The organism is Corynebacterium sp. UMB0012 (assembly GCF_030216265.1).
Taxonomy (GTDB): Bacteria; Actinomycetota; Actinomycetes; order Mycobacteriales; family Mycobacteriaceae; genus Corynebacterium.
The window spans coordinates 56,212-80,581 of record NZ_JASOKQ010000009.1 but is presented as its reverse complement, the minus strand read 5'-3'; the positions used below and the strand labels follow the sequence as shown (position 1 = coordinate 80,581).

The 24,370-nt window shown below is 60.9% G+C and carries 26 protein-coding genes; 13 read left to right on the top strand and 13 right to left on the bottom strand.

All coding sequences use genetic code 11. The features are described from left to right. Nucleotides 1-46: 46 nt before the first annotated feature. The 7 genes from rplI to QP324_RS06200 all read right to left on the bottom strand — a co-directional run bounded on the left by rplI (nucleotide 47) and on the right by QP324_RS06200 (nucleotide 5,877). Entirely contained in the window at nucleotides 47-499 is a 453-nt protein-coding gene (gene rplI / locus QP324_RS06230; RefSeq protein ID WP_005325949.1) for a 50S ribosomal protein L9, read from the bottom strand. 48 nt (nucleotides 500-547) lie between these two features. Continuing rightward, nucleotides 548-1,093 (bottom strand): single-stranded DNA-binding protein, encoded by a 546-nt coding sequence (locus tag QP324_RS06225; RefSeq protein ID WP_005325943.1) that lies wholly within the window; start codon nucleotides 1,091-1,093, stop codon nucleotides 548-550. Between the two features lie 49 nt (nucleotides 1,094-1,142). Further along, on the bottom strand, nucleotides 1,143-1,433 hold the full coding sequence (gene rpsF / locus QP324_RS06220; RefSeq protein ID WP_005326996.1) for a 30S ribosomal protein S6: 291 nt from the start codon (nucleotides 1,431-1,433) through the stop codon (nucleotides 1,143-1,145). 122 nt (nucleotides 1,434-1,555) lie between these two features. Beyond that, on the bottom strand, nucleotides 1,556-1,744 hold the full coding sequence (locus QP324_RS06215) for a hypothetical protein (protein ID WP_005325940.1): 189 nt from the start codon (nucleotides 1,742-1,744) through the stop codon (nucleotides 1,556-1,558). After that, complete coding sequence (locus tag QP324_RS06210) at nucleotides 1,741-3,138, bottom strand: glycosyltransferase family 87 protein (RefSeq protein ID WP_284815104.1); 1,398 nt, start codon at nucleotides 3,136-3,138, stop codon at nucleotides 1,741-1,743. Before QP324_RS06210 ends, QP324_RS06215 begins: the two co-directional genes overlap by 4 nt. Nucleotides 3,139-3,144: 6 nt before the next feature. After that, the gene (locus QP324_RS06205; protein ID WP_284815102.1) at nucleotides 3,145-5,394 is read right to left on the bottom strand and encodes a transglycosylase domain-containing protein; all 2,250 of its coding nucleotides are present in this window, start codon (nucleotides 5,392-5,394) and stop codon (nucleotides 3,145-3,147) included. Between the two features lie 75 nt (nucleotides 5,395-5,469). After that, on the bottom strand, nucleotides 5,470-5,877 hold the full coding sequence (locus QP324_RS06200) for a DUF5318 family protein (protein WP_284815100.1): 408 nt from the start codon (nucleotides 5,875-5,877) through the stop codon (nucleotides 5,470-5,472). A gap of 87 nt (nucleotides 5,878-5,964) precedes the next feature. On the opposite strand from QP324_RS06200, the gene QP324_RS06195 reads away from it, so the two are divergent. From QP324_RS06195 to QP324_RS06170, 6 genes are all read left to right on the top strand, one after another. Beyond that, nucleotides 5,965-7,053: an inositol-3-phosphate synthase gene (locus QP324_RS06195; RefSeq protein WP_239279022.1), complete on the top strand. Its 1,089-nt coding sequence runs from the start codon at nucleotides 5,965-5,967 to the stop codon at nucleotides 7,051-7,053. A gap of 54 nt (nucleotides 7,054-7,107) precedes the next feature. Then, a complete protein-coding gene (locus tag QP324_RS06190; protein ID WP_239279020.1) occupies nucleotides 7,108-7,608 on the top strand; it encodes a MarR family winged helix-turn-helix transcriptional regulator in 501 nt (166 codons plus the stop codon). A gap of 87 nt (nucleotides 7,609-7,695) precedes the next feature. Next, nucleotides 7,696-8,667 (top strand): universal stress protein, encoded by a 972-nt coding sequence (locus QP324_RS06185; protein WP_284815097.1) that lies wholly within the window; start codon nucleotides 7,696-7,698, stop codon nucleotides 8,665-8,667. A gap of 9 nt (nucleotides 8,668-8,676) precedes the next feature. Further along, nucleotides 8,677-9,159, top strand: coding sequence for a hypothetical protein (locus QP324_RS06180; RefSeq protein WP_239279018.1), 483 nt, complete (start codon nucleotides 8,677-8,679; stop codon nucleotides 9,157-9,159). A gap of 17 nt (nucleotides 9,160-9,176) precedes the next feature. Then, nucleotides 9,177-11,036 (top strand): chorismate-binding protein, encoded by a 1,860-nt coding sequence (locus tag QP324_RS06175; RefSeq protein WP_284815094.1) that lies wholly within the window; start codon nucleotides 9,177-9,179, stop codon nucleotides 11,034-11,036. After that, nucleotides 11,033-11,779 carry an aminotransferase class IV gene (locus tag QP324_RS06170; RefSeq protein ID WP_284815093.1) on the top strand — a complete coding sequence of 249 codons (747 nt, stop codon included), beginning with the start codon at nucleotides 11,033-11,035 and terminating at the stop codon, nucleotides 11,777-11,779. Before QP324_RS06175 ends, QP324_RS06170 begins: the two co-directional genes overlap by 4 nt. Here the strand turns inward: QP324_RS06170 and QP324_RS06165 are convergent. Continuing rightward, nucleotides 11,776-12,711, bottom strand: coding sequence for a rhodanese-related sulfurtransferase (locus tag QP324_RS06165; protein ID WP_005326978.1), 936 nt, complete (start codon nucleotides 12,709-12,711; stop codon nucleotides 11,776-11,778). The two genes, QP324_RS06170 and QP324_RS06165, sit on opposite strands and share 4 nt — an antisense overlap. A gap of 112 nt (nucleotides 12,712-12,823) precedes the next feature. Next, nucleotides 12,824-14,320, bottom strand: coding sequence for a DUF1846 domain-containing protein (locus QP324_RS06160; RefSeq protein ID WP_284815091.1), 1,497 nt, complete (start codon nucleotides 14,318-14,320; stop codon nucleotides 12,824-12,826). A 127-nt stretch (nucleotides 14,321-14,447) separates the two neighbouring features. Between QP324_RS06160 and QP324_RS06155 the strand changes: the two genes are divergently transcribed. Further along, nucleotides 14,448-15,263, top strand: coding sequence for an Fpg/Nei family DNA glycosylase (locus tag QP324_RS06155; RefSeq protein WP_284815089.1), 816 nt, complete (start codon nucleotides 14,448-14,450; stop codon nucleotides 15,261-15,263). 18 nt (nucleotides 15,264-15,281) lie between these two features. Then, nucleotides 15,282-16,859: a bifunctional ADP-dependent NAD(P)H-hydrate dehydratase/NAD(P)H-hydrate epimerase gene (locus QP324_RS06150; protein ID WP_284815087.1), complete on the top strand. Its 1,578-nt coding sequence runs from the start codon at nucleotides 15,282-15,284 to the stop codon at nucleotides 16,857-16,859. On the opposite strand, the gene QP324_RS06145 is transcribed toward QP324_RS06150, so the two are convergent. Together QP324_RS06145 and QP324_RS06140 are read right to left on the bottom strand one after the other, a co-directional pair. Next, on the bottom strand, nucleotides 16,856-17,497 hold the full coding sequence (locus QP324_RS06145; RefSeq protein WP_284769054.1) for an ABC transporter ATP-binding protein: 642 nt from the start codon (nucleotides 17,495-17,497) through the stop codon (nucleotides 16,856-16,858). The genes QP324_RS06150 and QP324_RS06145 overlap by 4 nt on opposite strands. A 1-nt stretch (nucleotide 17,498) precedes the next feature. Further along, on the bottom strand, nucleotides 17,499-18,482 hold the full coding sequence (locus QP324_RS06140; RefSeq protein ID WP_284815086.1) for an ABC transporter permease: 984 nt from the start codon (nucleotides 18,480-18,482) through the stop codon (nucleotides 17,499-17,501). A gap of 153 nt (nucleotides 18,483-18,635) precedes the next feature. Here QP324_RS06140 and QP324_RS06135 point away from each other — a divergent pair, with 153 nt between their 5' ends. The 4 genes from QP324_RS06135 (at nucleotide 18,636) to QP324_RS06120 (ending at nucleotide 22,152) form a co-directional block, all read left to right on the top strand. Beyond that, nucleotides 18,636-19,736 (top strand): sensor histidine kinase, encoded by a 1,101-nt coding sequence (locus tag QP324_RS06135; protein WP_284815115.1) that lies wholly within the window; start codon nucleotides 18,636-18,638, stop codon nucleotides 19,734-19,736. Next, nucleotides 19,729-20,346, top strand: coding sequence for a response regulator transcription factor (locus QP324_RS06130; RefSeq protein ID WP_284815084.1), 618 nt, complete (start codon nucleotides 19,729-19,731; stop codon nucleotides 20,344-20,346). The genes QP324_RS06135 and QP324_RS06130 overlap by 8 nt, the downstream gene beginning before the upstream one ends. After that, complete coding sequence (locus QP324_RS06125) at nucleotides 20,346-21,320, top strand: NAD(P)-binding domain-containing protein (RefSeq protein ID WP_284815082.1); 975 nt, start codon at nucleotides 20,346-20,348, stop codon at nucleotides 21,318-21,320. Before QP324_RS06130 ends, QP324_RS06125 begins: the two co-directional genes overlap by 1 nt. 82 nt (nucleotides 21,321-21,402) lie before the next feature. Beyond that, complete coding sequence (locus QP324_RS06120) at nucleotides 21,403-22,152, top strand: DUF364 domain-containing protein (protein WP_284815080.1); 750 nt, start codon at nucleotides 21,403-21,405, stop codon at nucleotides 22,150-22,152. Here the strand turns inward: QP324_RS06120 and QP324_RS06115 are convergent. After that, the gene (locus tag QP324_RS06115; protein ID WP_239279006.1) at nucleotides 22,149-22,739 is read right to left on the bottom strand and encodes a VanZ family protein; all 591 of its coding nucleotides are present in this window, start codon (nucleotides 22,737-22,739) and stop codon (nucleotides 22,149-22,151) included. The two genes, QP324_RS06120 and QP324_RS06115, sit on opposite strands and share 4 nt — an antisense overlap. 78 nt (nucleotides 22,740-22,817) lie before the next feature. On the opposite strand from QP324_RS06115, the gene QP324_RS06110 reads away from it, so the two are divergent. After that, nucleotides 22,818-23,792 carry an MDR family oxidoreductase gene (locus tag QP324_RS06110; protein WP_239279005.1) on the top strand — a complete coding sequence of 325 codons (975 nt, stop codon included), beginning with the start codon at nucleotides 22,818-22,820 and terminating at the stop codon, nucleotides 23,790-23,792. Nucleotides 23,793-23,881: 89 nt separating this feature from the next. Here the strand turns inward: QP324_RS06110 and QP324_RS06105 are convergent, their stop codons facing one another. Then, nucleotides 23,882-24,340 (bottom strand): MarR family winged helix-turn-helix transcriptional regulator, encoded by a 459-nt coding sequence (locus QP324_RS06105; RefSeq protein ID WP_284815077.1) that lies wholly within the window; start codon nucleotides 24,338-24,340, stop codon nucleotides 23,882-23,884. Between the last annotated feature and the right edge of the window lie 30 nt (nucleotides 24,341-24,370).

The following is a 24,370-nucleotide window of genomic DNA, read 5'->3' as shown; positions in this document are numbered from 1 at the left end:
GCGTTGCTGTTGTCTTTGGGTCTTATTTGGACCGTCGTGCGCCTAGTTAGGCAGCAACGACCGAGAAGTTCACCTTGCCGATAACATCAGCGTGCAGCTTCAGCTCGACCTGGTAGTTGCCGGTCTTCTTGACCAGGCCCTTAGGAAGCACAACGATGCGCTTATCCAGCTTAGGGCCACCAGCCTTAGAGACGGCGTTGACAATGTCTTCTGCTTGAACGGAACCGAAGAGCTTACCGGATTCGGAGGTCTTAACCTCTACCTTGACATCCGTCAGCTGCTCGAGCTGGTTGCGGACCTCACGTGCGTGATCCAGGTCGCGAATCTCGCGAGCTTCCTGGGCGCGCTTGATGCCCTCAATCTGCTTCTCTGCGCCGCGGGTAGCCACGATGGCCAGGCCGCGAGGAAGCAGGTAGTTACGTCCGTAGCCGTCCTTAACCTCAACAATTTCGCCAGCGGCGCCGAGGTTCTCAACGGCAGCGGTGAGGATCAGCTTCATGATCCCTGCCTTTCAATTGAGTTAGTTGAATAGTTGCGGGTGACAGACTTAGAACGGAGGTTCAGAATCAGCGCCTCCGAAACCACCTGCAGGTGGTGCGGAGTTCCACGGATCCTCAGAAGGAGCCTGGTTCTGCTGCGGCTGCTGTTGCTGGCCGCCTCCAAAACCGCCCTGATTATTGTTATTCGAGCGCTGCTGGCCGCCGCCAAAGTTATTGCCGCCCTCACGCGGATTGCGGTTTACCTGAGCGGTGGCGTAGCGCAGAGACGGACCGACTTCGTCGACGTCAATCTCGAATACGGTGCGGTTATCGCCCTCACGGGTCTGGAAGGAACGCTGCTTCAAGCGGCCGGTAACGATGACGCGCATGCCCTTGGACATGGTCTCGGCAACGTTTTCCGCTGCCTGACGCCATACGTTGCAGGTCAGGAACATAGCTTCGCCGTCTTCCCACTGGTTCGTCTGCGAGTTATAGCGACGAGGGGTGGAGGCGACGCGGAAGTTAGCTACTGCCGCACCCGCCGGGGTGAAGCGCAGCTCGGGGTCAGCAACGATATTGCCTACCACCGTGATATTGGTATCTCCCTGTGCCATGTCTTTACTCCTTATCGGTTACGTGGATTGTGCTTGATCCCAGTATCCGTTACTTGCTGTCGGTGCGCAGAACCTTGGTACGCAGGATGGTGTCGTTCAGGTTCAGACGGCGGTCGAGCTCGGCAACCGAAGTGTGCTCGCACTCCAGGTTGACGACGGCATAAATGCCCTCTTCCTTCTTGTTGATGGGGTATGCAAGACGACGCTTGCCCCATACATCAAGGTTCTCAACCTTGCCGCCTTCCTGGCGGACGATTTCGAGGAACTTATCCAGGGACGGGGTTACGGTGCGCTCATCCTGATTAGGATCCAGAATGATCATGACTTCGTAGTGACGCACGGACCTCATCACCTCCTATGGTCTAGTAGTTTTCGGCTGCATCACCTTTGCGGATGCAGCAGGAGGGTACGTTGCGTCAAGCAACCCCACTACAGTACCGCAAATGACCGGCGAAAAGAAATCTAACCAGTGGTCGTTGCGGCGAAAAACACAGCTGCCGTCGCCGGAATGATGGTGAGGAAAAGAATGGCCAAAAGCCCCAGCACGATGGGTCCGCGGCGATCCTCACGATTGTGGAAGAGCCAGAAGGCTCCCATCACGCAGAGGAATCCCAAGAAGATGGATGCCATTCCGATATAGGTAACGATCATGCGAATGCTCCTGCCAAAGGATCGCGGCCGGCGTGCGCATCGCGCACCTTATCCGGGGTCTTTCCGCACATCTGGCGAATAACGAGGACAGCCATGGCGATAATGAGGGCGTCGCGGGAGACAATCGCAACGTCAAGCAGCTCGTGCGGAATGCCCTTATTGTCTGTACCCAGCATGTGCCACATGAGTAGGGGCCACACGAGGGCGTCGACAAGCGCCCAGCTAAAGACCAAACGCCAGCGTGGCAGGGCTAGGGCCGCGGGCACCAACAGCCACAACGAATACTGGGGCGACCACACCTTGTTGAACAGTAAGAAGGCTGCCACGATGAGGTAAACCAACTCGGCCATGCGCGGCGTCCGCGCGCTGCGCAGGCCCAGCACCGCAATCGCCGCACAGAGAGCCAAAAACGCCACCAGGCTGAAGGTATTGAGGAACTCAGGGCTAAAGCTAATCCCAGTATTGCGGCTAAGCACCGAGTAAATGGTGGTCCACTCCGCACCGCGCTCTTGGTTGAGGCGGAAAAATTCGCGCCATGCCTCCGGGTACTTCAGGGCCACCGGAGCGTTGACCACGATCCAGGTCACGGCCGCGGCGAGCAAGGCGTAGAAAAATTGCGGCCAGCGGCGGTTGCGCACCGCCAAGACCAGGAACGCCCCCAAGAGAAAGAGCGGCCACAGCTTAAAGGAAGTGCCAAGGCCGATGAGGACACCCGCTACGGCAGGGCGCTTGCGCGCGGCGGCCAGGAGCGCACCTACGGCAAAGGCGATGGAGGGAATATCCCAGTTGCTGAAGGCGTGGATGATGACAAGGGGGCTGGCGGCGACAAGGATGGTATCCCAAGTGCGGTTGCCCACCAGCAGGTAGACCATGTAGAGCACGCCTACCCAGATGCACGCCATGACCAAGGCGGTCAGGCCGAAGTACCATCCGGCCTCCGGGATGCCGGCCCACTCAACCAGAGAGTACGTATTGCGGGCAATCCAGCCCATCAACCCCTGGAAAAGGCCCGCGAGGACTGGGTACTCCATATAGCGGGTCAGGTCACCCTCTTGCCAAGAATAGGCATAGGGGAAGCCGCCTTCATCGAGGCCGCGGCCACCGTAAAGCGGGATGATGTCGTTATAGCAAAAAGAGGTGTACTGGCGGTTGCCCGCCCAATTCAGGCTAATGACCCCGTCATCACCGCGGGTGCCGCCGGCGCAATTAGCCTTCGAGAGGAATCCGCACGCCAGGAAAACCCAGCCGACGGCGATTATGGCGCGCAGAGGGGTCCACCACTGGGTGCGGCGTACACCGGCAAAACGGCCCCTTGGCCCGCCGAGGAATTCAATTACCCCGCGGGCCAAGGGTTCTGAGGAGGCGGGAATGCGCTGGTGCGGATTCGCTGTCACTGCCGCCTACCCTAGAAGGTCTGCCAAGTCGCTATCGGGGCCGATGAGGTCATCCAAAGACGGCGCCTCTGGCTGGGCCGGTGCCTGGTTGCTATTACCGCTATTGCCACCATTGCCGCTATTGCCATTGCCGCGTTGCGGTTTCGGGGCAGGCTTCGGGCTCTCCGGCTTCTTCTCCGGCTGAGCCGGCTTGGTTTCCTCTTCCGGAGCCGCTTCCTCGGCAGGGGCCTCGTAGTCCTGGGTATCGCCAGCGCCGCTATCCCAGCTCGGGTCATAGGCCGGAGCGGCCGTTCCGGCGCCCATGTTGCCGAATCCCAGCGGATAGGCAGCCGGGAAGTTTTGGAATTCGGAGTTGGCCAGGGAGTTATCCAGCACGGCCTTCCAAATCTTGGTTGGCGCGCCGGCGTCGTACATGATGCCGCCGTACTGATCGAAGATAGCGGAGGTGTTATCCGCGGTACCTACCCACACGGCGGTAGCCAGCTGCGGGGTGGCACCGACCATCCAGGCATCCTTGTTATTGCCGGTATCGCCCATCTGAGTGGTACCGGTCTTGGAGGCGGAAACACGGCCACCGGCAAGAGCGCCATTAGACCATGCGGCCACCGGCTCCATGGCTTCGATGACGTTATTAGCCACGTTGGACGATACGCGGCGCTCGCCCTCGTCTTCGGGGTGCTCGTACAGCACTTCGCCGGCAGCGTTTTCTACGCGCTGCACAAAGTGCGGGTTATGCCACACGCCCTGGTTAGCCAGGGTGGACATTGCGGTGGCCATATCGAGCGGGCGGGACTGGTACTGGCCCAGAACAATGCCTTCGAATGGCTGCTTGCCGTTTTCCGTCAGCGTCTTTTCAATGCCCGGCAGGGACTTAGCCACGCCAAGGGCGTGCGCCATATCTGCGGTGTCCTGCGTGCCGTTCTTGAGGTCCTCCTGCAGGCGAAGGAAGGAGGTATTCAGGGATTGCTTGGTAGCCTCGCGCAGGTTGCACACGCCGCAGCCGCCGCCCACGTTGGTGACAACATCCGAGCCAGGCAGCTGGTACGGAGCGGACGAGTAATTGGTATCCAGGCTGATGCCCTGCTGCAGGGCGGCCGCAAGGGTCATGATCTTGAAAGTAGAACCGGTCTGCAGCGGGGAGTTGGCGTAGTCCCAACCATTGGAATCGTGGCCGCCAAAGTATCCACGGACCGCACCGGTCTTCGGATCGATGGTCACGGAAGCCGCACGCGCATCCTCTTGCAGCGGAGCCATCTGGTCATCGACTGCCTGGATGGTGTTGTTCTGCACATTCATATCGATGGTGGTGGTGATGCGCAGGCCGCCGGTGGACACCTCGTTTTCGGTGATGCCTACCTCTTCCAGTTCGCGGATGACCTGATCCTTGATGTGGCCATTAGCGCCTGGGGCTTCGGTGTAGGCGGAGTACTCAGCTGGGTCGCGGGTCTCTGGGAAGACCATGCCATCACGCTGTTCCTGGGTGAGGTCACCCATGTCTACCAAGCCATCAAGGACGTAGTTCCAGCGGTCCTCGGAGCCCTCCTGGTTCACGCGCGGGTCGAGGCCGGACGGGGACTGAATGAGGCCAGCGAGCATGGCGCCTTCCTCCGGAGTGAGGTCCTTGGCGTCCTTATCAAAGTAGGCGTTGGATGCCGCCTGGATGCCGTAGGCATTGCGGCCGAAGTACACGGTGTTGAGGTAGGCGTTGAGAATATCCTCCTTATCCCACTCATTGGTCATCTTCACCGAGTAGATGAGCTCGCGAATCTTGCGCACGTAGGAGTATTCGTTGCCCACCAGCGTGTTTTTCACATACTGCTGGGTAATGGTGGAACCGCCGCCAGCATCTTCATTGCCGGTTAGCTTACCCACCACGGCGCGGCCGAGGCCGGTGAAGGAGAAGCCGGAGTTATCCCAGAAGTCACGGTCCTCCGCGGCCAGCACGGAGTCCTGCACGTATTCCGGGATTTCATCCAGCTTCACGTGGGTGCGGTTGCCTTCCGGCGGCACCAGGCGGGCGAGCTGGGTCTGATTATCACCCGCGTAGATGGTAGAGACCTGGTTATTGGCCAGGTCCTTGGGCTCCGGAACGGAGTATTGCGAGTATGCGTAGGCAAAAAGTCCTGCGGGCAGTGCTACAAAGACCAGTAGGAACGCCAAAACGACCCACGGCCAGATGCGGCGCTTCTTTGTCGCCTGCTTTTTGCTGGGGCGAGCCACCTTAGTGGACTTGCCGGTAGATTCCTTCTCGGTCACTGATTCGTGTCCTCATTCATCCCTGATCACAAACTAAATAATTGCAGCTTACTGCCTAAGGCGGTGCGCTGGAAACTAACACGCGTTAAATGCAGTAGCAGAACGCAACAAGTGGTTCCACCGGCACTGGCGGCATACCTCCACCTCGTGCACCGTAAACTCCAAGCCCTCGGCTACAAACTCCGCTATTTCTTTCTCACTGCGGGCACTCCCGGCGCGGCGGCCGAGGTTCTCGCCATAGACCCAGCGCGTGAGCCGCAGAGGTTCGCCACACACGGGGCATTCCTTATCCATGGCGCGCCCGTGGTGCTCTGCTGCGGCGCGCAGCAAAAAATCAGCATCGCACACGTCCTCCCGCGTGAGCTGCCCGGCGCGAAATTCGCGCAGGTGGTGGGCGCGCTCCCATTCATGGGAGAGCACGTGCTTATAGGCAACGGAATTCACCCGGATCATCCTAATTACCTCTTCTTGATCGATCCACATGGCGTTATGCCACCATAGGGCATAATTTTCGGCTTACTCTTGCGCAGTCACTGACAGCCACAACTCATGGAGTAAAAGGAGTAGACCGTGTCCGAAAAAGTAAAGGTCGCCATCGTGGGCGTCGGCAACTGCGCCACGTCCCTCATTGAAGGCGTGGAGTTTTATCGCAACGCCGCGGCAGATGCAGATATTCCCGGCTTGATGCACGCCCAGTTTGGCCCGTACCACGTAGGCGATGTGGAATTTGTTGCCGCCTTCGACGTGGATGCGGACAAGGTGGGCAAGGATCTGGCGGAGGCTACGCGCAGCTCCCGCAATTGCACCATTTCCATAACTGACGTCCCTGAGCTGGGCGTTACCGTGCAGCGCGGTCCTACCCTGGACGGCCTCGGCCGGTACTACCAAGAATCCATCGCGGAATCGGAAGCCCCGCTTGCCGACGTCCCCGCCACACTCCGCCAATCCGGCGCCGACGTCGTAGTCTCCTACCTGCCGGTGGGCTCTGAGGAAGCGGATAAGTTCTACGCCCAGGCGGCGATCGATGCCGGCTGCGCCTTTGTCAATGCCTTGCCGGTCTTTATTGCCTCTGATCCGGAGTGGGCGAAGAAGTTCGAAGATGCCGGGCTGCCCATCGTAGGCGATGATATTAAGTCCCAGGTGGGCGCCACCATTACTCACCGCGTCATGGCGAAGCTCTTTGAAGACCGCGGCGTGCGCTTGGAGCGCACCATGCAGCTCAATGTGGGCGGCAATATGGATTTCAAGAATATGCTCGAGCGCGAGCGCCTCGAATCCAAAAAGATCTCCAAGACGCAGGCCGTAACCTCTAACCTGCACAACTCGCCCATCGCCGGCAAGCGGGAGGACCGCAACGTCCACATCGGGCCTTCCGATTACGTGGAATGGCTCGATGATCGCAAATGGGCCTATGTCCGCTTAGAGGGCTCCGCCTTTGGCGAAGTACCGCTGAACTTGGAGTACAAGCTGGAAGTATGGGACTCGCCTAACTCCGCCGGTATCATCATTGATGCAGTGCGCGCCGCCAAGATTGCCCTCGACCGCGGGGTGGCGGGCCCAGTACTGGCTGCCTCGTCCTACCTGATGAAATCCCCGCCGGTACAAAAGGCCGATGACGTGGCGCGCGCCGAGCTAGAAGACTTTATTGCCGGAAACTAATTTTTTAACTTCCGAACTACCGCGCAGGGAAAACGGGCTATACAATCGTTTTCTATGACGCAGCAACATGAGGAGAAGGGCCCCGCTCAATCCCCGTCTACGTACGAGGATGCCGTCGAGGTCGCGCGTTCCATCCAGCCGTCGCTCAATAAGCTCATTCTTATTTTCCAGCGCACGGCGGAGGGCTCTTCATTGACCACCTCCCAGGTGTCCATCATGAACCAGCTGCGTATGCGCGGACCGTCCCGCGTTTCCACCATCGCGCAGGCAGAACTTATCCGCATGCCCACCGCCTCCAACGCGCTCTATCAGCTAGAGCGCCGCGGCTACGTGGAACGCCACCGCGATGAAGAGGACCGCCGCGGCGTCTTGGTAGCGCTGACGCAACTAGGCGAATCCGAACTAGCCATAGTCTCGCAGCAGCGCGCCTCCGCCCTAGCAGAGATCATGCGGTGGCTCGAGCCGAAGGATTTGGAGACCGCCAACGAAGTAGCCACCGTTATCTCCAAGCTGGCTGATGTCTATCGCCCCACAATGAACGGCGAACAGCGCTAGTTTTGCCCGCGGTGATTTCATTTTTCTTGGCCTTAACGTGATAATTGAGGGAAACGAAAACCGTAATCTCTCACTAGTTCACTCCGTATGGCAACTGATTCTTCCGATGGGCATCTGCCGGCCTTGAGCAAGGGCTCGGCCGATAAACCCCTTCGCATTCTTATTTCTTGGAGCCCTTCTTCCTCCGGGACCGAGGCTCTAGATTGTGCCGCGTGGCTTTCCCGTACCGCCACTACCCAGGTACGGGTCATCTCTACCGTGTTCCAGCCGTGGACTACTACCTCCCTCAGCAAGCTGGGCGGAAAATATAAGAAATGGTTTAAAGCACAAAAGGAAGCCTGCGCGGCCGCTACCCATGCCGCCCTCGATGAAGCCGGCGTACCCCGCAGCTGCTGGGATGATAAGCCTTCCCTCTTGGTCGACGGGCCTTCGCGCCCCCAGCTACTGACGGAGATGGCCAAGAAGTTCCAGGCAGACCTCATCATCTTAGGCCCCAACCAGGCGGCGCCGAAGGGCCGTTTCTTTGCTGGTTCTACGGCCGATACCCTGCTGCATTATTCCCCTCAACCATTGGGCTTGGTGCCCCGCAAGGTGAAGCTGTCCAAGCACGGCGTCACCCGCTTCAACTTTGCCATTACTGAACGCAGCCCGCGCGAAGATCATGAGATGCTCGCCGCAGCGGAGCTCGCGAACCGCTGGAACCTGCCGCTGCGCCTGCTTGCCTTCTCGGCAAACGGTCTGCTCAATACGCCGTCCAAGGATAAGCACGATATGGCGCTTAAGCTCACGGCCGAGTGGCTCGAGGATTCCCTCGCAATGCTGGACCGCGCCCGCGATTGCATCCAAGAGCAATTCCCCGAGCTGGATGTCACCTCTGAAATTGGTTCCGGCGCGGGCTGGGGCGGCGCGGTGGATTCGCTCAAGTGGAAGAAGGGCGATCTGATGCTCATGTCCTCCACCCCGCAGGGCCCCATCGCCCGCGTGTTCTTGGGATCTACCGCCACGGAGCTGCTGCCGCATATTCGGGTGCCTATCTTGGTCCACCCTGCCTGTGGTTAGGATTGGGGCATGAGCCTGCGACCAGAGCATCCCGAAAACGATCTAACTTCCGATGCGGACTATGCCAATCTGCGCCGCCCGGAACCGCGGAGCTTTGATGAGCTGGCCGATGAGCCGGACCCTTTAGAGATTGCCGCTGCTAACCGCCGCTCCACCCGCCAGGCCGTCTGGTACATGATCGGCGTTCTTGTGCTCTCCGCGCTTTATGGTTTCGCAGTCGCGCTCGTCACTCGGCTCTCCGGTGGTCCCTTGTGTGAGGATGACGCCGCCACGTGGCTCTGCACCGACGGGCAGCGCACCTTCTTTAGCCTGACCACCCCGATCATTCCCTTCTTCGGCATGATCGGCTGCGCCATCATCATGGTGCGCAAGCTGCACCGCTATCTGCGGTGGCGCAGTTGGATGGCCATTTTCTGGGTAATGGCCTGCAATTTCATGCTGTGGACCATTACCGATATCCAGCTGTTCCTCATGGACTCGGCCGCCGCATAGAAACTTTCCGCCTCCCTATGATCCTCCTGCTTGATAATTACGATTCTTATACCTTCAACCTTGCCCACCTCATCGCGGAGGTAGCCGGACGCGAACCACTCGTCGTCGCCGCCGGTGAAGCGGAAGGGCTGGCCGAGCGCGTCCGTGCCGGCGAATTTTCGCACGTGGTGATTTCTCCTGGCCCGGGCACGCCGGAACGCGAGAAGGATTTCGGGGCTGCCCGGGGCATTATCGCCGCCGCAGCCGCGGCCGAGATTCCGGTACTGGGTGTATGCCTTGGCCACCAGGGGCTAGGTCTGCTGGCCGGCGCCCAGGTGTCGCGCGCGCCGCAGCCGCGCCACGGTTTTGTCTCTACCATCAGTCACTCGGGCGAAGGAATCTTTGCCGGAATCCCGCAAGACTTCGAGGTGGTGCGCTACCACTCCCTGCATATAGAGGAGGCCCCCGGCATTACCGTGCATGCCCGCAGCGAGGATGGCGTCATCCAAGCGCTTAAGGTCGATGGCTTGCCGCACTGGGGCGTGCAATTTCACCCGGAGTCGGTGCTTACCCAGCACGGCTGGGAGATTATGCGCAACTTTCTGGGCGGGTTCCGCTTGCTCCACCGCGAAGTCCCCGGCGCGGTGGATTGTCCAAAGGTCTTTGCCGCCCTGCGCGCCGAGGGCAACGATGCCTTCTTCCTCGACTCCGCGGATCCCCGCGGGCGCTATTCCATCCTCGGCGATACCGCCGGCGCATTAAGTCGCTCTTTCCGCTACCGGCTTGGCGACGCCCCCGATATCCTCACCCTCCTCGACCGCGAGCTCGCCACCCGCATCATCGACGCACCGGACCTCCCGTTTACCGGCGGGGTCATCGGGTACTTGGGCTATGAGTGTGCCCAGCTCACCCTGCCCATTGAGCTACGCCACCGCACCCCTTACCCGGATGCCTACTTTGTGCGGCCGCAGTCCTTTATCGTCTATGACCATCACGCACAAACCGCGCACCTGTGCTGCCTTGCCGGTGAGGGCACCGAGGATCTCTTGGACCGCCTGGAGACCGCCTTGGCCGCGAAAGAACCACGGCCAACGGGGGAGGACGGTGGGGCGTCGCTAAGCGGGGGCTCCTGGCGCAGCCCTGGCTACCTGGAGCAGATTAAGCGCGCCCAAGAATTCCTGCACGCCGGCGAGAGCTACGAGGTCTGCCTGACCGATACCTACACGGCCGCGGCCGAAGGTGAGCTCTATCCCCAACTGCGCTCGCACAATCCCGCACCCTATGCCGCACACCTCGTCTTCGACGGCGTGGAAGTCTGCAGCGCCTCGCCCGAGCGCTTCCTCACCGTGCGCGGCCGTGAGGTAGAGGCCAAGCCGATTAAGGGCACCATCTCGGCCGACCAGGATCCCGCGCTGCTGACCACGGACCCGAAGACACGGGCCGAAAACCTCATGATCGTTGACCTACTGCGCAATGATCTCTCCCGGGTATGCGAACCCGGCACCGTGCGCGTGCCGAAGTTGATGCAGGTAGAAAGCTATGCCACCGTGCATCAATTGGTCTCCACCATTACCGGGCAGCTGCGCGCCAGTGCCACCGCGGTCGATGCCCTCCGTGCCACCTTTCCTCCTGGCTCTATGACGGGCGCGCCGAAGCTGCGCACCTGCGAGATCATTGACCAACTCGAAACGGGACCGCGCGGCGTGTACTCCGGCGTGGTGGGCTACTTGGGGTTTGACGGTCAATCCGATCTCAGCGTGGTCATCCGCACGGCCGTGCGCGCAGCCGATGAGGTCACCATCGGCGCCGGCGGGGCCATCGTCCTGGATTCGGATCCGGCCGCCGAGCTAGAAGAACGCAACCTCAAGGCCCAATCCGTGTTGGGGGCGTGGCAATGAGCACCTACCTCTGGCACCAGGGCAGCTTCATCCCAAGCCAGCCCCACCCCGGCCCCTTTGACGTTGCGGATTCTTGGCGGACGCTTGCCGACGCCCACTCCAACGCCCTCCCCCTGCACCTCCAGCGCTTCGAGTCGGTGGCCGGCCCACTGCCCGCTGGCTTCGTCCCCGCGATGCTGCAACTTTTCGGCCCCGGCGATCTCTTTCCCCGCATCTCGCTAGCCGGCGGACAGCTGCGCCTCGACATTCGCCCCGCGCCCCCTGCGCGCCGAACCACCCGGCTGACCTATGTGCAAGCCCCCGACCCGCGCACGCAGCCTTTAGTCAAGGGTCCCGATTTTCCAGCGCTGGCACGCTACCGTACCGAGTATCAGGCAGAGGGCACCGATGACACCGCCATCGTGAATGTCTCCGGTGCCATGGTGGAGACCACCACCGGCGCGCTCGTCGCCTGGGATGGGGAGACACTCATCCTCCCCACCGGTCAGGCGCTGCCCAGCGTTACGCTGCGCCAAGTTACCCGGCGCGCCTCGGACCTTGGAATTCACACCGAAACGCGCCCTATCACCCCCGAGCTCGCCACCGAGTGCCCCCTGTGGTTCCTCAACTCGCTCCACGGCATTAGCCCGGTCAGCGAGCTACACGCCCCCACCGGCGTCATCTATCCGCCGGGCAGCCCGCATACCGTAGCGTGGCAGCGATGGTGGTGGGGCTGCTTCCACAAGGAAACGGCGGGCGACTAGCTCTCCTGCTTGGCTAGCTGCGCTGCCACTTCGGCGCAATCCGGCCGGCCGCAGTGCTGGGTTTCTACGTGCTGGATGCAGTCATCACAGATGAGTACCTGCTGGCGGCAGGTATCTTCATTGATGCAATTGTGGAAGGTATTCGTGCCCTTACCGCAGTGCACGCAGTGACCCAGTTGGATGAAGCCGGGGTCTTGGAGTCCTTGCCCAAACTCGTGGTGCATGCGCTTGTCAAAGACATACATGGAGCCTTCCCACAGGCCATCATTGCCGTACTTTTCGCCGTAGCGCACGATGCCACCATCGATCTGATAAACCTCTTTGAAGCCACGGTTCTTCATCAACGAGGACAGGATCTCACAGCGAATGCCACCGGTGCAGTAAGACACCACCGGCTTATCCTTCATCCAGTCATACTTGCCGGATTCGATTTCCTCGATGAAGTCATGCGTGGTTTTCACATCGGGCACAACGGCATTTTTAAACTTGCCAATCTCTGCCTCCATGGCGTTGCGGCCATCAAAGAAAACGACCTCCTCACCACGTTCTTCTACCAGCTTATTTACCTCTTCCGGCTTGAGGTGCACGCCGCCACCAACGACGCCGTTTTCATCCACCTTCAGCTCGCCCGGCGCGCCAAAGGCCACGATTTCATCGCGCACCTTGACCGAAAGCCGCGGGAAGTCATCCGCGCCGCCTTCGGACCACTTGAACTGCATGCGCTTAAAGCCGGGGTATTCCTTGGTCTGGCGGACGTAGCGCTTGCAGGCTTCCATATCGCCGCCAACGGTGCCGTTGATACCGTGCTCGGAAATGAGGATGCGCCCCTTGAGCCCCAGGGACTCGCACAAGGTGCGCTGCCACAGCATGATAGCGGTGGGATCTTCGATGGGGGTAAAGCAGTAATACAGGAGAACTTTGCCAATAGTCACGCCCCAATCTTAGGCCTGCAGCTGCGCAGATCCCCAATCTTGTAGCTCTCCCTTATAAGACTGCGGCCCCTCCAGCACAAGCTGAAAGGGCCGAATCTTGAGCATGCGGAAGTTAGCGCTTTTGGTACAGCGCCTTCTTGCGGGCGAAGACGGGATCAGAGGTCACGAGCACGCCCAGGTTGCGGAAGATTCCCTCATCCACAGAACCCAGGATGGTGGTGGTGTGGACGTCACAACCAGCAAGCTCCTTGATCTGCTCCAGCGCCTTGCGGGCGTTGTCATCCTTCGCCGCAGACACGGACAAAGCGATCAACACCTCGTCGGTATGCAGGCGTGGATTCTTCGAACCCAAATGCTTGGTCTTGAGCGTTTGAATCGGCTCGATGGACTCGGGCGACAGCAGGTGGATATCGTCATCGATACCTGCCAGGTGCTTCAGTGCATTGAGCAGCATCGCCGCCGAGCATCCCAACAGGGGCGAGGTGCGGCCGGTGATCATGATGCCGTCGTGCAGCTGCATAGCAGAGGCAGGCTCGCCGGTTTCTTCCGCGCGCTGGCGCGCAGGTGCTACCACGGGCCGATCTTCTACCTTGATGCCGGCCTTAGCCATGATGACGGCGGCGCGCTCGGATTGCTCGGTGCCCAAGCCCGCACGCGCCTCTTCCACCTGTGCCTTGAAGTAACGGCGGATGATTTCTTGTTGGGCGGCGGCGCGGCACACGGCATCATCAGTAATGCAGAAGCCGGCCATGTTCACGCCCATGTCCGTCGGGGACTGGTATGGAGTGGTGCCGGTGAGCTTTTCCAAAAGCGTGCGCAGCAGCGGGAATGCTTCCACATCGCGGTTGTAGTTCACGGTGGATTCGCCGTGGGCGGACAGGTGGAAGTGGTCAATAATATTGGAATCATTAAGGTCCACCGTGGCCGCCTCATAGGCCAAGTTCACGGGGTGTTCCAGGGGGAGATTCCAGATAGGGAAGGTTTCAAACTTGGCGTAGCCGGCATTATTGCCGCGCTGGTGTTCGTGGTAGACCTGCGAGAGCGCGGTGGCCAGCTTGCCGGAGCCGGGGCCCGGCGCGGTAACCACGACGAGGTCGCGGGAGGTTTCCGCAAACTCATTGCGGCCAAAACCCTCTTCGGACACGATGAGGTCCGTATTGGTGGGGTAGCCGGGGATAACGCGGTGGCGCGCCACCTTGAGTCCGAGGCGCTCGACCTTTTCGATGAAGGCCTCCGCCTGGGAGTTGCCTTCCTCCAGCTGGGTCATGACGATGTTTTCTACCAAGAATCCGCGGCTGCGGAATACGTCCACCAGGCGCAGCAGGTCATCTTCATAAAGGATGCCCAGGTCCGCGCGCACCTTCTGGCGGGAGATATCCTTCGCGTTGATGCAGATGAGGATCTCAACGTCCTCTTTGATGCGCTCCAGCATCGCGATTTTATTGTCCGGGGTGAAGCCGGGCAATACGCGGGAGGCGTGCATATCGTCAAAAAGCTTGCCGCCCATCTCTAGGTAGAGTTTGCCGCCGATTTCCTCGCGGCGGGCGTGGATGTGCTTCGACTGCAGCTCAATGTATTTCTCGCGGTCAAAGCCGATTTTTTGCGTCATGATTTGAAAGCCTTCCCCTGAGTTAAATCATTCCGCATTTCGAGTTTACGCTATTGTCACCCCGCAAATAAGTGAGCTGGTTAGCGCCCGGTTTGGCCGAAAATTCTTCCCGATTAGACTGGATTCCATGCCTGAAGGTCACGTCATCCACCGCCTAGCTAATAAATTCAACGCCGATTATCGCGGCATGCCGCTGCGCGTGACCAGCCCGCAGGGGCGCTTCGCGGCGGAGGCAGAGCTTCTCGATGGCGAGCGCATCGAGCTGGCAGAGACCTACGGCAAGCACCTTTTCGTGCACTTTAGCGCCCAAGATCCGCGCCATATCCTCTATATTCACTTAGGCCTGATTGGCAAGCTGCGCTTCGAGCCCCGCGTGGAAGCCAGCGGACAAATCCGGGTGCGCATTGATAATGGCGCCGAGGCAGCTAATCTGCGCGGACCGCAGTTTTGCCGCCTTCTCACTGAAGAGGAGTACCGCGCACAGCTAGCCAAGGTGGGCCAAGACCCGCTGCGCGCGGATGCCGACGTGGAGGCGCTCTGGTCCACAGTGCATAAATCGCGCCGCAGCATCGGCTCCCTCATGATGGATCAGCACCTTTATGCCGGAGTGGGCAATATCTACCGGGCGGAGACCCTCTTTCGCCACGGCCTCTCCCCTTTCCTGCCGGGCCGGGACGTTTCCCGTGAAACTTTTGACGCCACGTGGGCGGACTTGGTGGTTCTCATGGAATACGGGGTGGAGCACGGCCGCATCGATACCGTGCGGCCCGAGCACTCCCCCGAGGCCATGGACCGCGAACCGCGCAAAGATGACCACGGTGGCGAGGTCTACGTCTACCGCCGCGCCGGCCTTCCTTGCTATATCTGCGGCACCCCGGTGGCAGAAAAAGTCATGGAGGGACGCAACCTATTTTGGTGCCCGACCTGCCAACCGGCACCTTAAAGGCCTATCCTGGCGGGCATGCGACATGCCTATAGCGTTGCCGCCGTCCGCGCGGCAGAGCGTTCCCTTCTAGCCCAGCAGAACTTTGACGATGAGCTCATGCGCTTAGCCGCACGAGGCGTGGCGGCCACTGCCGCGAGCATGCTCGACTCTGGACGGCGCGTAACTATCCTGGCCGGGCCAGGCGGCAACGGCGGCGATGGCCTCTATGCTGGCGCTTTCCTGGCAGAAGAGGGCTACTCAGTGGAGGCCATTCTCGCAGCGGATAGCGCCCACGAACCCGCGCTAGAGGCATTTGCCGCGGCCGGCGGAACCATTGCGCACGGTCTAGGAAACACCGATATGCTTATCGACGCCATCGCCGGCCTCGCCTCCACACGCGGCCTTTCCGGTGCCCCACTGAGGGCCTATACCGAGGCCAAGGAGCGTGGGGTGCCGGTATTAGCGGTGGACATTCCTTCGGGCATTAACGCCGATACCGGCATGGCCGCAGCCGATGCCGTAGACGCAGACGTGACTATTAGCTTTGGCTGGGCCCGTGCCGGACATATCTTTGCCCCGGAATGCGGTGCGGTGGTGCTCTGCGATCTGCTCCTACCCGGCGCCCCTCGCTCCTTTGCAGAAGAGCTTTCCGCTACCGCGGAGCCGGTGGGCTATATCGCCAACGAACCCACTATTCCCCTGCCCTACCAGTGGCCGACTGAGCCGGTGCTTTCGGGAGAACAAGGCCTGGTCACCGCCCCGAAGCCGGTGGGCTGCACGGGACCAATCCTGGATCCGACTCCGGGAGCGAAAAGCACCAAGTACACCGGCGGAGTGACCGCAGTATGTGCTGGCAGCAGTGCTTTTCCCGGCGCGGGCATCCTCGCCGCCACGGGCGCGGTGCGCGCCACGCCGTCCATGGTTCGCGTCGTAGGCAATGACTCCGTGGTCACGAGCCTGCCGGAGGTAGTGCCCCATGCCAGTGCCCAAGAAAAGGTCCACGCCCAAGCCTGGGTCGTAGGTCCAGGGCGCGGCACCGGACCGGAGGCGGCCGCCGAATTGCGCGCCGTGCTAGAACGCGGGCTGCCCACGATTATCGACGCCGATGCGCTGACCGTGCTTTCGACCTACGGGGATCTACGCGAACTCGTGCGCGATCATCCCTGCGCCGTCCTGACCCCGCATGCCGGGGAGTTTGAGCGGCTCTACGCGACAACTCTCGGCCGCAAGCTTGATCTTGCGGAGGGGCTCGGGGTGCGCCTGCGGGAGCTTTCCGATGCGCTCGACTGCTTCATCCTGCACAAGGGCCGGATCACCACGGTCACGGCCCCAGGCCAGAAAATTTATGGCATGAACGCTGGGCACTCCTACGCGGCCACCGCCGGCTCGGGTGACGTACTCTCTGGCATCCTCGGAGCCACGCTCGCGCAACTGGATGCCGCCGAGGCGGATGCGGAGGCGATCATTATGGAAATCCTGCACGCCGCGGCCATCCACCAACACGCGGCGGCCATTGCCGCCCACACCCCGGACGGCTTTGGCCTTTGCTCCGCCTCCCAGATTGCCGCGGCCGTGCCGCAGGCAATCGCACGGCTACTCCTCATGCAGCGCTAGCTGAGCGCAGTGACCTTCTCCTGCTCGGAGACATGGCCGTCCTTGACCTCAACCACGCGGTCAGCGAAGTTCAGCAGGGAGCGGTCGTGGGTCACCAGCACGGTGGCGGTGTTCATCTCCTGGGTGACATCGCGCAAGAGGCGGATGATCTCCTGCGAAAGGTGGGAATCAAGCGCAGAGGTAGGCTCATCCGCCAAGAGCAGGTCCGGCTGCTCCATGAGCGCTCGAGCGATATTGACCCGCTGGCGCTGGCCACCGGACAACTGGCCCATGCGCCGATTGCCCATCCCGGCCAGGCCTACAAACTCCAATAACTCATCGGCGCGCTGTGGGCGCAGCTTGCGGCCAGCAATATGGTCCATGATCACCAATTGGTCGCGCACATTGAGCGAGGACAGCAGGTTGGCCTGCTGAAAAATGATGGAGCGGGTACCGTCCACGTGCACGGACCCGGAGTCTGGGGTGATGAGGCCAGCGGCTACGGACAGCAGCGTGGACTTGCCGGACCCTGACTCACCCACGATGGCGGTAAGGGTAGTGGATTCGGCGATGAGGGAGGCGTCGGCAAGCGCGGTGGTCGTAGTCTCACCGTCCTGGTAGGTCACGGTGGCGTTGCGGATATCAAGAATGGTGGACATATTAAGCATTTCCTCCAAGGGCATCGAGTGGGTTGGCTTTAGCTACGCGGCGGGTAGCAATAAGGGCGCCGGCCATGCCGAGGGCCCAGATGCCAACCGCGGGAACGGCGATGGTGCGCAGGGAAACATCGAAGGGCACGGTGCCGGAGGCAAGCGCGCCGAGCACCCAACCAACGACGGCGCCCACAATGGTGCCGGCAGCCAAGATGATGGCGGCCTGTGCCAGGGCATCGCGCAAGAGGTAGCGCACGGTGGCGCCGAGCGCGCGCAGGATGGACAGGTCGCGGGTGCGCTGGATGGTCCACACGGTCAAGAAAGCGACGGTGACCAGTGCGGAGATGCCGTACAAGAAGCCCTGCATGGTAAGCAGCGAGCCGCGCTCAGACTGATAGGCCGCCAAGCCGGAGAAGGACGTGGACACCTTCACGGAGCCTGGAACCTCTTGTTTATATAGCGCTGCCGTACCAATCACGCCTTGCGGAGCGTGGCTGATGCGCTGCCAAGTTTCGGTAGACGCCCATACCACCTCGGAGTGGGAGTACATGGTCTCTGGGACGGTGCCCTCCACCGAAAAGTCGGCGCCGCCTAGGGTGACGGTATCGGCCGCGTCGATGGACTCTGGCAGGAGCACTCCCTGCTCCGGGATGGTCTTATCGCTACCCGGAACCTGAGTGCCGGCCGGCAGGCTGAGGACGGCAACGCCGCCGTGGCCCTCCAGCTTGGTCTGGGCAGCGCCTAGAGGAATGCCATCGCTGACGATATCGCCAGCGTGCATCTCGGACTCGCTGAAGGAGGGATCCTCGGTGGAGAAGGAAATATATGGGTACTCCTCTTCCAGGGACTCCAACGCGGAAGTATTCTGCTTGGACAGGCCCTCCGTGAGGCCGGAGAGCATCACGAGTAGAAGGGTAATGAGCGCAACCGTGCCGCCGATGAGCGCGAAGCGGCCGCGCGCTGTGGTGATTTCTCTGATTGCTAGGAACATAGTTCTATATTCGCTTTATGCAGGTCAGAAGTAATCGGCCAGCTCGCTGAACCTCGAGTCAACCAAGTGGTTGATTCACGGTCCACCCGTGCGCGGATATCCTGGGTGGTTGTGTTTAAAGGACAAAAACTATGGGTCTATGGCCTCCACGCCATGTTCGCGTTTCTGCTGGTATTCGGCGTGGCGCGCGCCTATGTGGACGGCCGGCTCGATGCCCGGGTGATCGGCTTAGCCATCGCCCTCGCCGTGGTCTACTCCGCACAACGTTGGCTGCCCACATGGCTATGGCTAGGTGGGCTATGCGTGCTGTGGCTGGGCCTGATGGTCCATGCGCAAGATTTCATGTGGCTGGAATTCCCGCTCATTTTTGTCTTTCTGCGTGCTTTGCCCACCGTGCCTGGGTTGGTTTCCATCGCCGTGCTGTGGGCGGCGGCCGCCTTCATTCCCGCCTGGCTACACCCCGAGGGCTGGTCCATCGCTGCGGCCGTGGGCCCGCTTATCGGCACCGCCTTTGCGGCAACGGTCTTTTTCATCCAACGGCGCCTGCAGGCAGAAGCGGCGCACCACAGGGACATCGCCAAGCAGCTGCGCGAAACCCAAGCCGAGCTGGCCGCCAGCGAACACCAAGCCGGCCGGCTAGAGGAGCGTGAGCGCCTCTCCCGGGAGATCCATGACACCGTCGCGCAAGGCCTTAGCTCCATCTTGCTGCTCTCCCGCGCGGCCCGTGGCACCGATGATCCCCGCACCAAAGAAGAGCAGCTGGCGGTCATCGAGGATGTCGCGAGCGAGAATCTGGCCGAGGCCCGCCGCTTCGTCCGCGAACTCGCCGGCCCCGATGAGCGGCTGGAAACCCAGCTCACCTCCCTGCTGTCCCAGATGCGCAGCCGTGTGAAAGCCTTGGGGAAAGAGACCACCTTTGAGCTGGTGGTTTCCGGCAGCGGCAAGGTGCCCGAACACATCAAAGAGGTCATCGTGCGCGCCGCGCAAGAGGGCCTGAATAACGTCATCAAACACGCCCACGCCTCGCGCGCGGTGGTTACGCTCGGCCTTTTCGAGGATGCGGTGACCTTGGACGTCGTTGATAATGGACGCGGACTATCCGCCTCCCCTCGCCCCAGTGGCAGGGATCATGGTTTCGGGCTTACCGGCCTCCGCGGCCGCGTGGAAGCTGTGGGCGGCACCATGAACCTGGAATCCGGCGAAGGTACCGCCCTGGCCGTCCGTATCCCGCTGAAGGAGAAAAGCAATGGTTAATGTCATGCTGATTGATGATCACCCAGTGGTCCGCGCCGGCCTGCGTGCCATCCTCAATACCTTCTCCGATGTCGAGGTAGTCATGGAAGGCTCTACCGGCGCGGATGTGGATAAGCTCTTTATTGACAACGCCCCGCAGGTAGACGCCGTGGTCTGCGATATCCAGATGCCCGGCATGGATGGCATCGCGGCCACCAAGCGCGTGGTGGAGGCCGGCGGCCCACCGGTGCTCATCCTGACCACCTATGACACGCAGGCCGATATCCTTGCCGCCGTGGAGGCCGGCGCGATGGGCTATCTACTCAAGGATTCCCCGGAGCAGGCGCTGCACGAGGCCGTGCTCAATACCGCCGCGCACCGCCGCACCTTGGCGCCGGAGGTGGTAGATCTCCTGGCCCAGCGAGTGGGCCGGCCGCAAGAATCGCTCTCCACCCGCGAGCTAGAAATCCTCCGGGCGCTGTCCACCGGTTCCTCCAATAAGGAGCTGGCCAAGCAGCTCTTCATCTCCGAAGCCACGGTCAAGACCCACCTCATCCATATCTTCCAGAAGTTGGGCGTGGAAACTCGCACCGCCGCGGTGACCGTGGCGCGGGAGAGGAAGCTCATTTAATGCTGGATTGCATAGTCATCGGTGCCGGCCAGGCGGGTCTTGCGGTGGGCTACTACCTGCGCAAGAAGGGGCTGGATTTTGTCATTCTGGACGCCGAGCCCGGCCCCGGCGCGGCCTGGCGCCACGCCTGGCCTTCGCTTACGCTCTTTAGCAATTCCGCCTCCTCTAACCTGCCGGGGTGGCCCATGCCCCACCACGAGGGCTTTCCGCCGGCCAGCCACGTTATCGACTATTTTGCGCGCTACGAGCAGCGCTATGAACTGCCCATTCGCCGGCCGGTCACAGTGGATGAGGTAACCCATGACGGCGCATGCTTCCACATCTTCGCCGGTACAGAGCATCTGACCGCGCGCACGGTCGTGGCAGCCACGGGAACGTGGTCCGCGCCTTTTATCCCCTATTACCCCGGCGACTTTGGTGGACAGCACTGGCATTCGGCTTTCTACCCAGGCCCAGAGGACTTTGTTGGCTCCACCGTGGCGGTCGTGGGCGCAGCAAATTCCGGCGCCCAGATTGCGGCCGAGCTCCTGCTTTCCGGCGTGGATACCACCTGGTATACCCGCAACTCCCCGCGGTGGATGCCCGATGATGTTGACGGCCGCGTACTCTTTCAGCGCAATCGCGCCCGCCTCAACGCCATGCTGCGCGGCGAACCAGACCCCGGCGCGGATTCCAACCTGGGCGATATTGTGATGGTTCCACCGGTCCTACGCGCACGAGATTCCGGACTTTTGCAGGCCACCCCCATGTTTTCTTCGCTTACTGAAGTCACCGCAGACCACCTCATCTGGTGCACCGGTTTCCGGCCTGCCCTCCGGCCAATCCGCGGGCTTCTTGATGGCTCCTCCCCCACCGTCGATGGCCTCTTCCTCGTAGGTTACGGCACGTGGACCGGCCCCGGCTCCGCCACCATTACCGGGGTAAGCCCCTTTGCCAGGCAGACCGCGCACGATGTGGCGAATATATGTGACTAAAGCTATAGGTTGGTCCCAGCTAATTCGACTACACTGCCTTCACGCAGAGAATGCGACACAATGTGGGAAAGCTGGTTTATACATGTCTGCCTGGGATCTCTACGATGACCTCATCAATGCCATTCCCCGTGACATAGTGGTCTCCCGCGCCGCCCAAGGCCCGCGGTGGACCCGGGTATACACCGAAAGTCCTAGCTGCGGCATGGCCATGACCATGTCAGCAACCTCCCGCCCGGCCCAGATGCGCGCCGAGTATTCCGGGGTTCCTCTACGCGCCATTGCTCAGTTAGCTAAGAGTTGGAATTTCTCGGAGGCTTCCTTCGGCATGGCCGCGCTAAATTCCTACTACGCCACGCCTTCCGTGGCCGATGAGCATGGCTTTGCGCTTGCCGACGCCCCTTGGCCCCACATCTTCGATCCCTTCCGCGAGGCCGTCGCTGGGAAGAAGGTCGCGGTCATTGGCCACTTCCCTTTTGCGCCCAAGGCACTCAACCAGGCTGCGGATTTTTATATGTTGGAGCGCTCGCTCAATGAGGGCGACTATCCCGATTCCGCCGCCGAATACATCCTGCCCGAGTGCGATTATGTTTTTATTACCGGCTCCGCCTTTGTCAATAAAACCGCTCCCCGCCTGCTCGAGCTCTCCCGCGAGTCCTTCAATGTCGTCCTAGGCCCATCAACTCCCCTAGCCCCAGTACTGCTGGAAGACTACGGCGTATCGCAAGTCACCGGCATGGTTCCGTCCAATCCCGCAGGGATGTTTGAGGGCCTAGAGAAGGGTGATTCCCTCGATATGTTCAACTTCGGACACCGAGTCACCCTAGGGCGCTAAACAATCACTCCGGCCAAGATTACTGCAGCGAGAGCACCCAGTCCCGCCGCCGCAGTCCAGCCGATGAAGCGCACAGCTCGCAGCTGCGCCTTAAAACTGCTCCGGCTTAGCAGGAACGCACCCAAGGATGCGCCGAGGGTATTGAAGACCAAGTCGTCTACGTCGCTAAATCCCAGCGAGAATACGTATTGGGTAATTTCGATACCCAGGCTGAGCGCCATCGCCAGAAGGATGGTTCCACCGCGGCCAAAGCGGATGCGCCGCGAATTGTGCCCCATTACTACCAAGCACGCACCGAGCGGCATAAACAGCGCGATATTACCAAAGGTATTGGTCCACGGACCCCACCACGGATGAGGGTTATTAAACCCATTAAGCATCTGCAAATCTAGACTGCGGCGTGCGTGCGCAGACGCATCAACCACACCGGGGATATCTATAAAGGGCTTTCCCACCGTAGCTACTGCGATAGCCACCATGACAACCACGCAGGCTACGGCTGCACTGCGCCACAGCGTGCGCTTAGCAGGCATGCCACGCGCACCAATCTGGCGCGAGGCGCGGGCGGGCATCGTGGTCATCGTCATGTTGTTCAAGTTAACAAGCGAGCCTGAAAATTCTCCGTGAGATTCGCTGTTAAATGGCTGCATCACATTTAACGTACGATGGTGAGCATGAGCACTCTACTAGTTACTCGCAACGAAGATAAATCCGTTACGACCTCCTTTGAAGAGGGAGAGTTTTTCGGCGAAGGCGACCTTACCGTCGATGTTTCTTATTCTTCGCTGAACTACAAAGACGCCATGGCAATTGCCGGCGATCGTGGCGTCATGCGCACCAGCCCACTGGTTCCGGGCATCGACGTGGTCGGCACCGTTGCCGAGTCCAACGTGGAACGACTCCCGGTTGGCACCCTGGTAGCGTCTTTCGGCGATGGCCTCGGTGAATTCCGCCACGGCGGCTACACCCCGAAGCAGCGGGTGAATTCCCAGGCAACCGTTGCGTTGCCAGCAGACTTCACAGCAGAGCAGGCGGCCGCCGTGGGAACCGCAGGTTACACTGCCGCCCTGTGCGTTAATTCGTTGCGCGGGCTTCCCGATGGCCCCGTCTTGGTCACCGGCGCCACCGGTGGCGTAGGCTCCATCGCCGTGAATCTACTGTCCAATGCCGGTTACGAGGTCCACGCCATGACCGGCCGCCCAGATGACTATTCCCAGTACCTCCACGAGCTCGGTGCCCATACCATTGTGGACCGCGCCGAATTTGCTGAGGCCGGAAAGCCCCTGCAGAAGGCAACGTATGCCGGTGCGATTGATACCTCCGGCTCCAATATCTTGGCTAACGTATTGGCCCGCACTGTGTGGGGCGGCACCGTCGCCTCCACCGGCATGGCCGCCGGCCCAGACCTGCCCACCACCGTCTTGCCGTTCATTCTGCGCAATGTGCACCTCGCCGGCGTTAACTCTGTCGACGCCCCGCTGCACTACCGCCAGAACGCATGGCAACTGCTCGCGCGCAAGCTGGACCGGTCCATCCTTGAGTCCCTGACCAATACGATTCCGCTGTCGGATGTTGTCGAGGAATCCAAGTCCCTCCTCGAGGGAACCCACCACGGACGCACCGTCCTCAAAATTTCCTAGGCTACTCCTAGACACTCTTTCGCGGCACCCGCCTTCTTGGCGGGTGCTTTTTGTATACCCGTTTGTAGGAAAGGTCACCCCGCGACGCGCTAGCTTTCCGACGTCCCCTCTTTAACTACCCCGCGTAGCAACGTGCGGGAAATCCTGCCCAAGGTTTGTAGGTCTTCATCACTAAGGGTACCCACCACGATTTCCTCGACTGCGGCGGTATGTCGCGCGATCGCCGCGTTGAAAGCACTACTTCCCTGTTCCGTCACAGTGACTTCAACCGCGCGGGTTCCTAACTCCGGCGCCTCGCGCCTGGAAACCAATTTTCGGCGTTCCATGCGCACCAGCTGACGGTGCAATCGCGATTTCTCCCACCGGAGCTCGGCCGCTAATTCATGCGGGCGTGTAGGAATCTGGCGGCGACGATACAGAACGGCCAAAACCGCGTAGTCTGCCTCACTCAAACTAGAGCCACTCTGCAGCTCTCCAGAAAGCCGCGCGTGGAGCGCCTCTTGCATGGCAACAAAGTCAGCCCACGCCGCACTCTGCTCCACACGCATCGCATTCCTCCTTTGGTTCTCCTTCTTTCA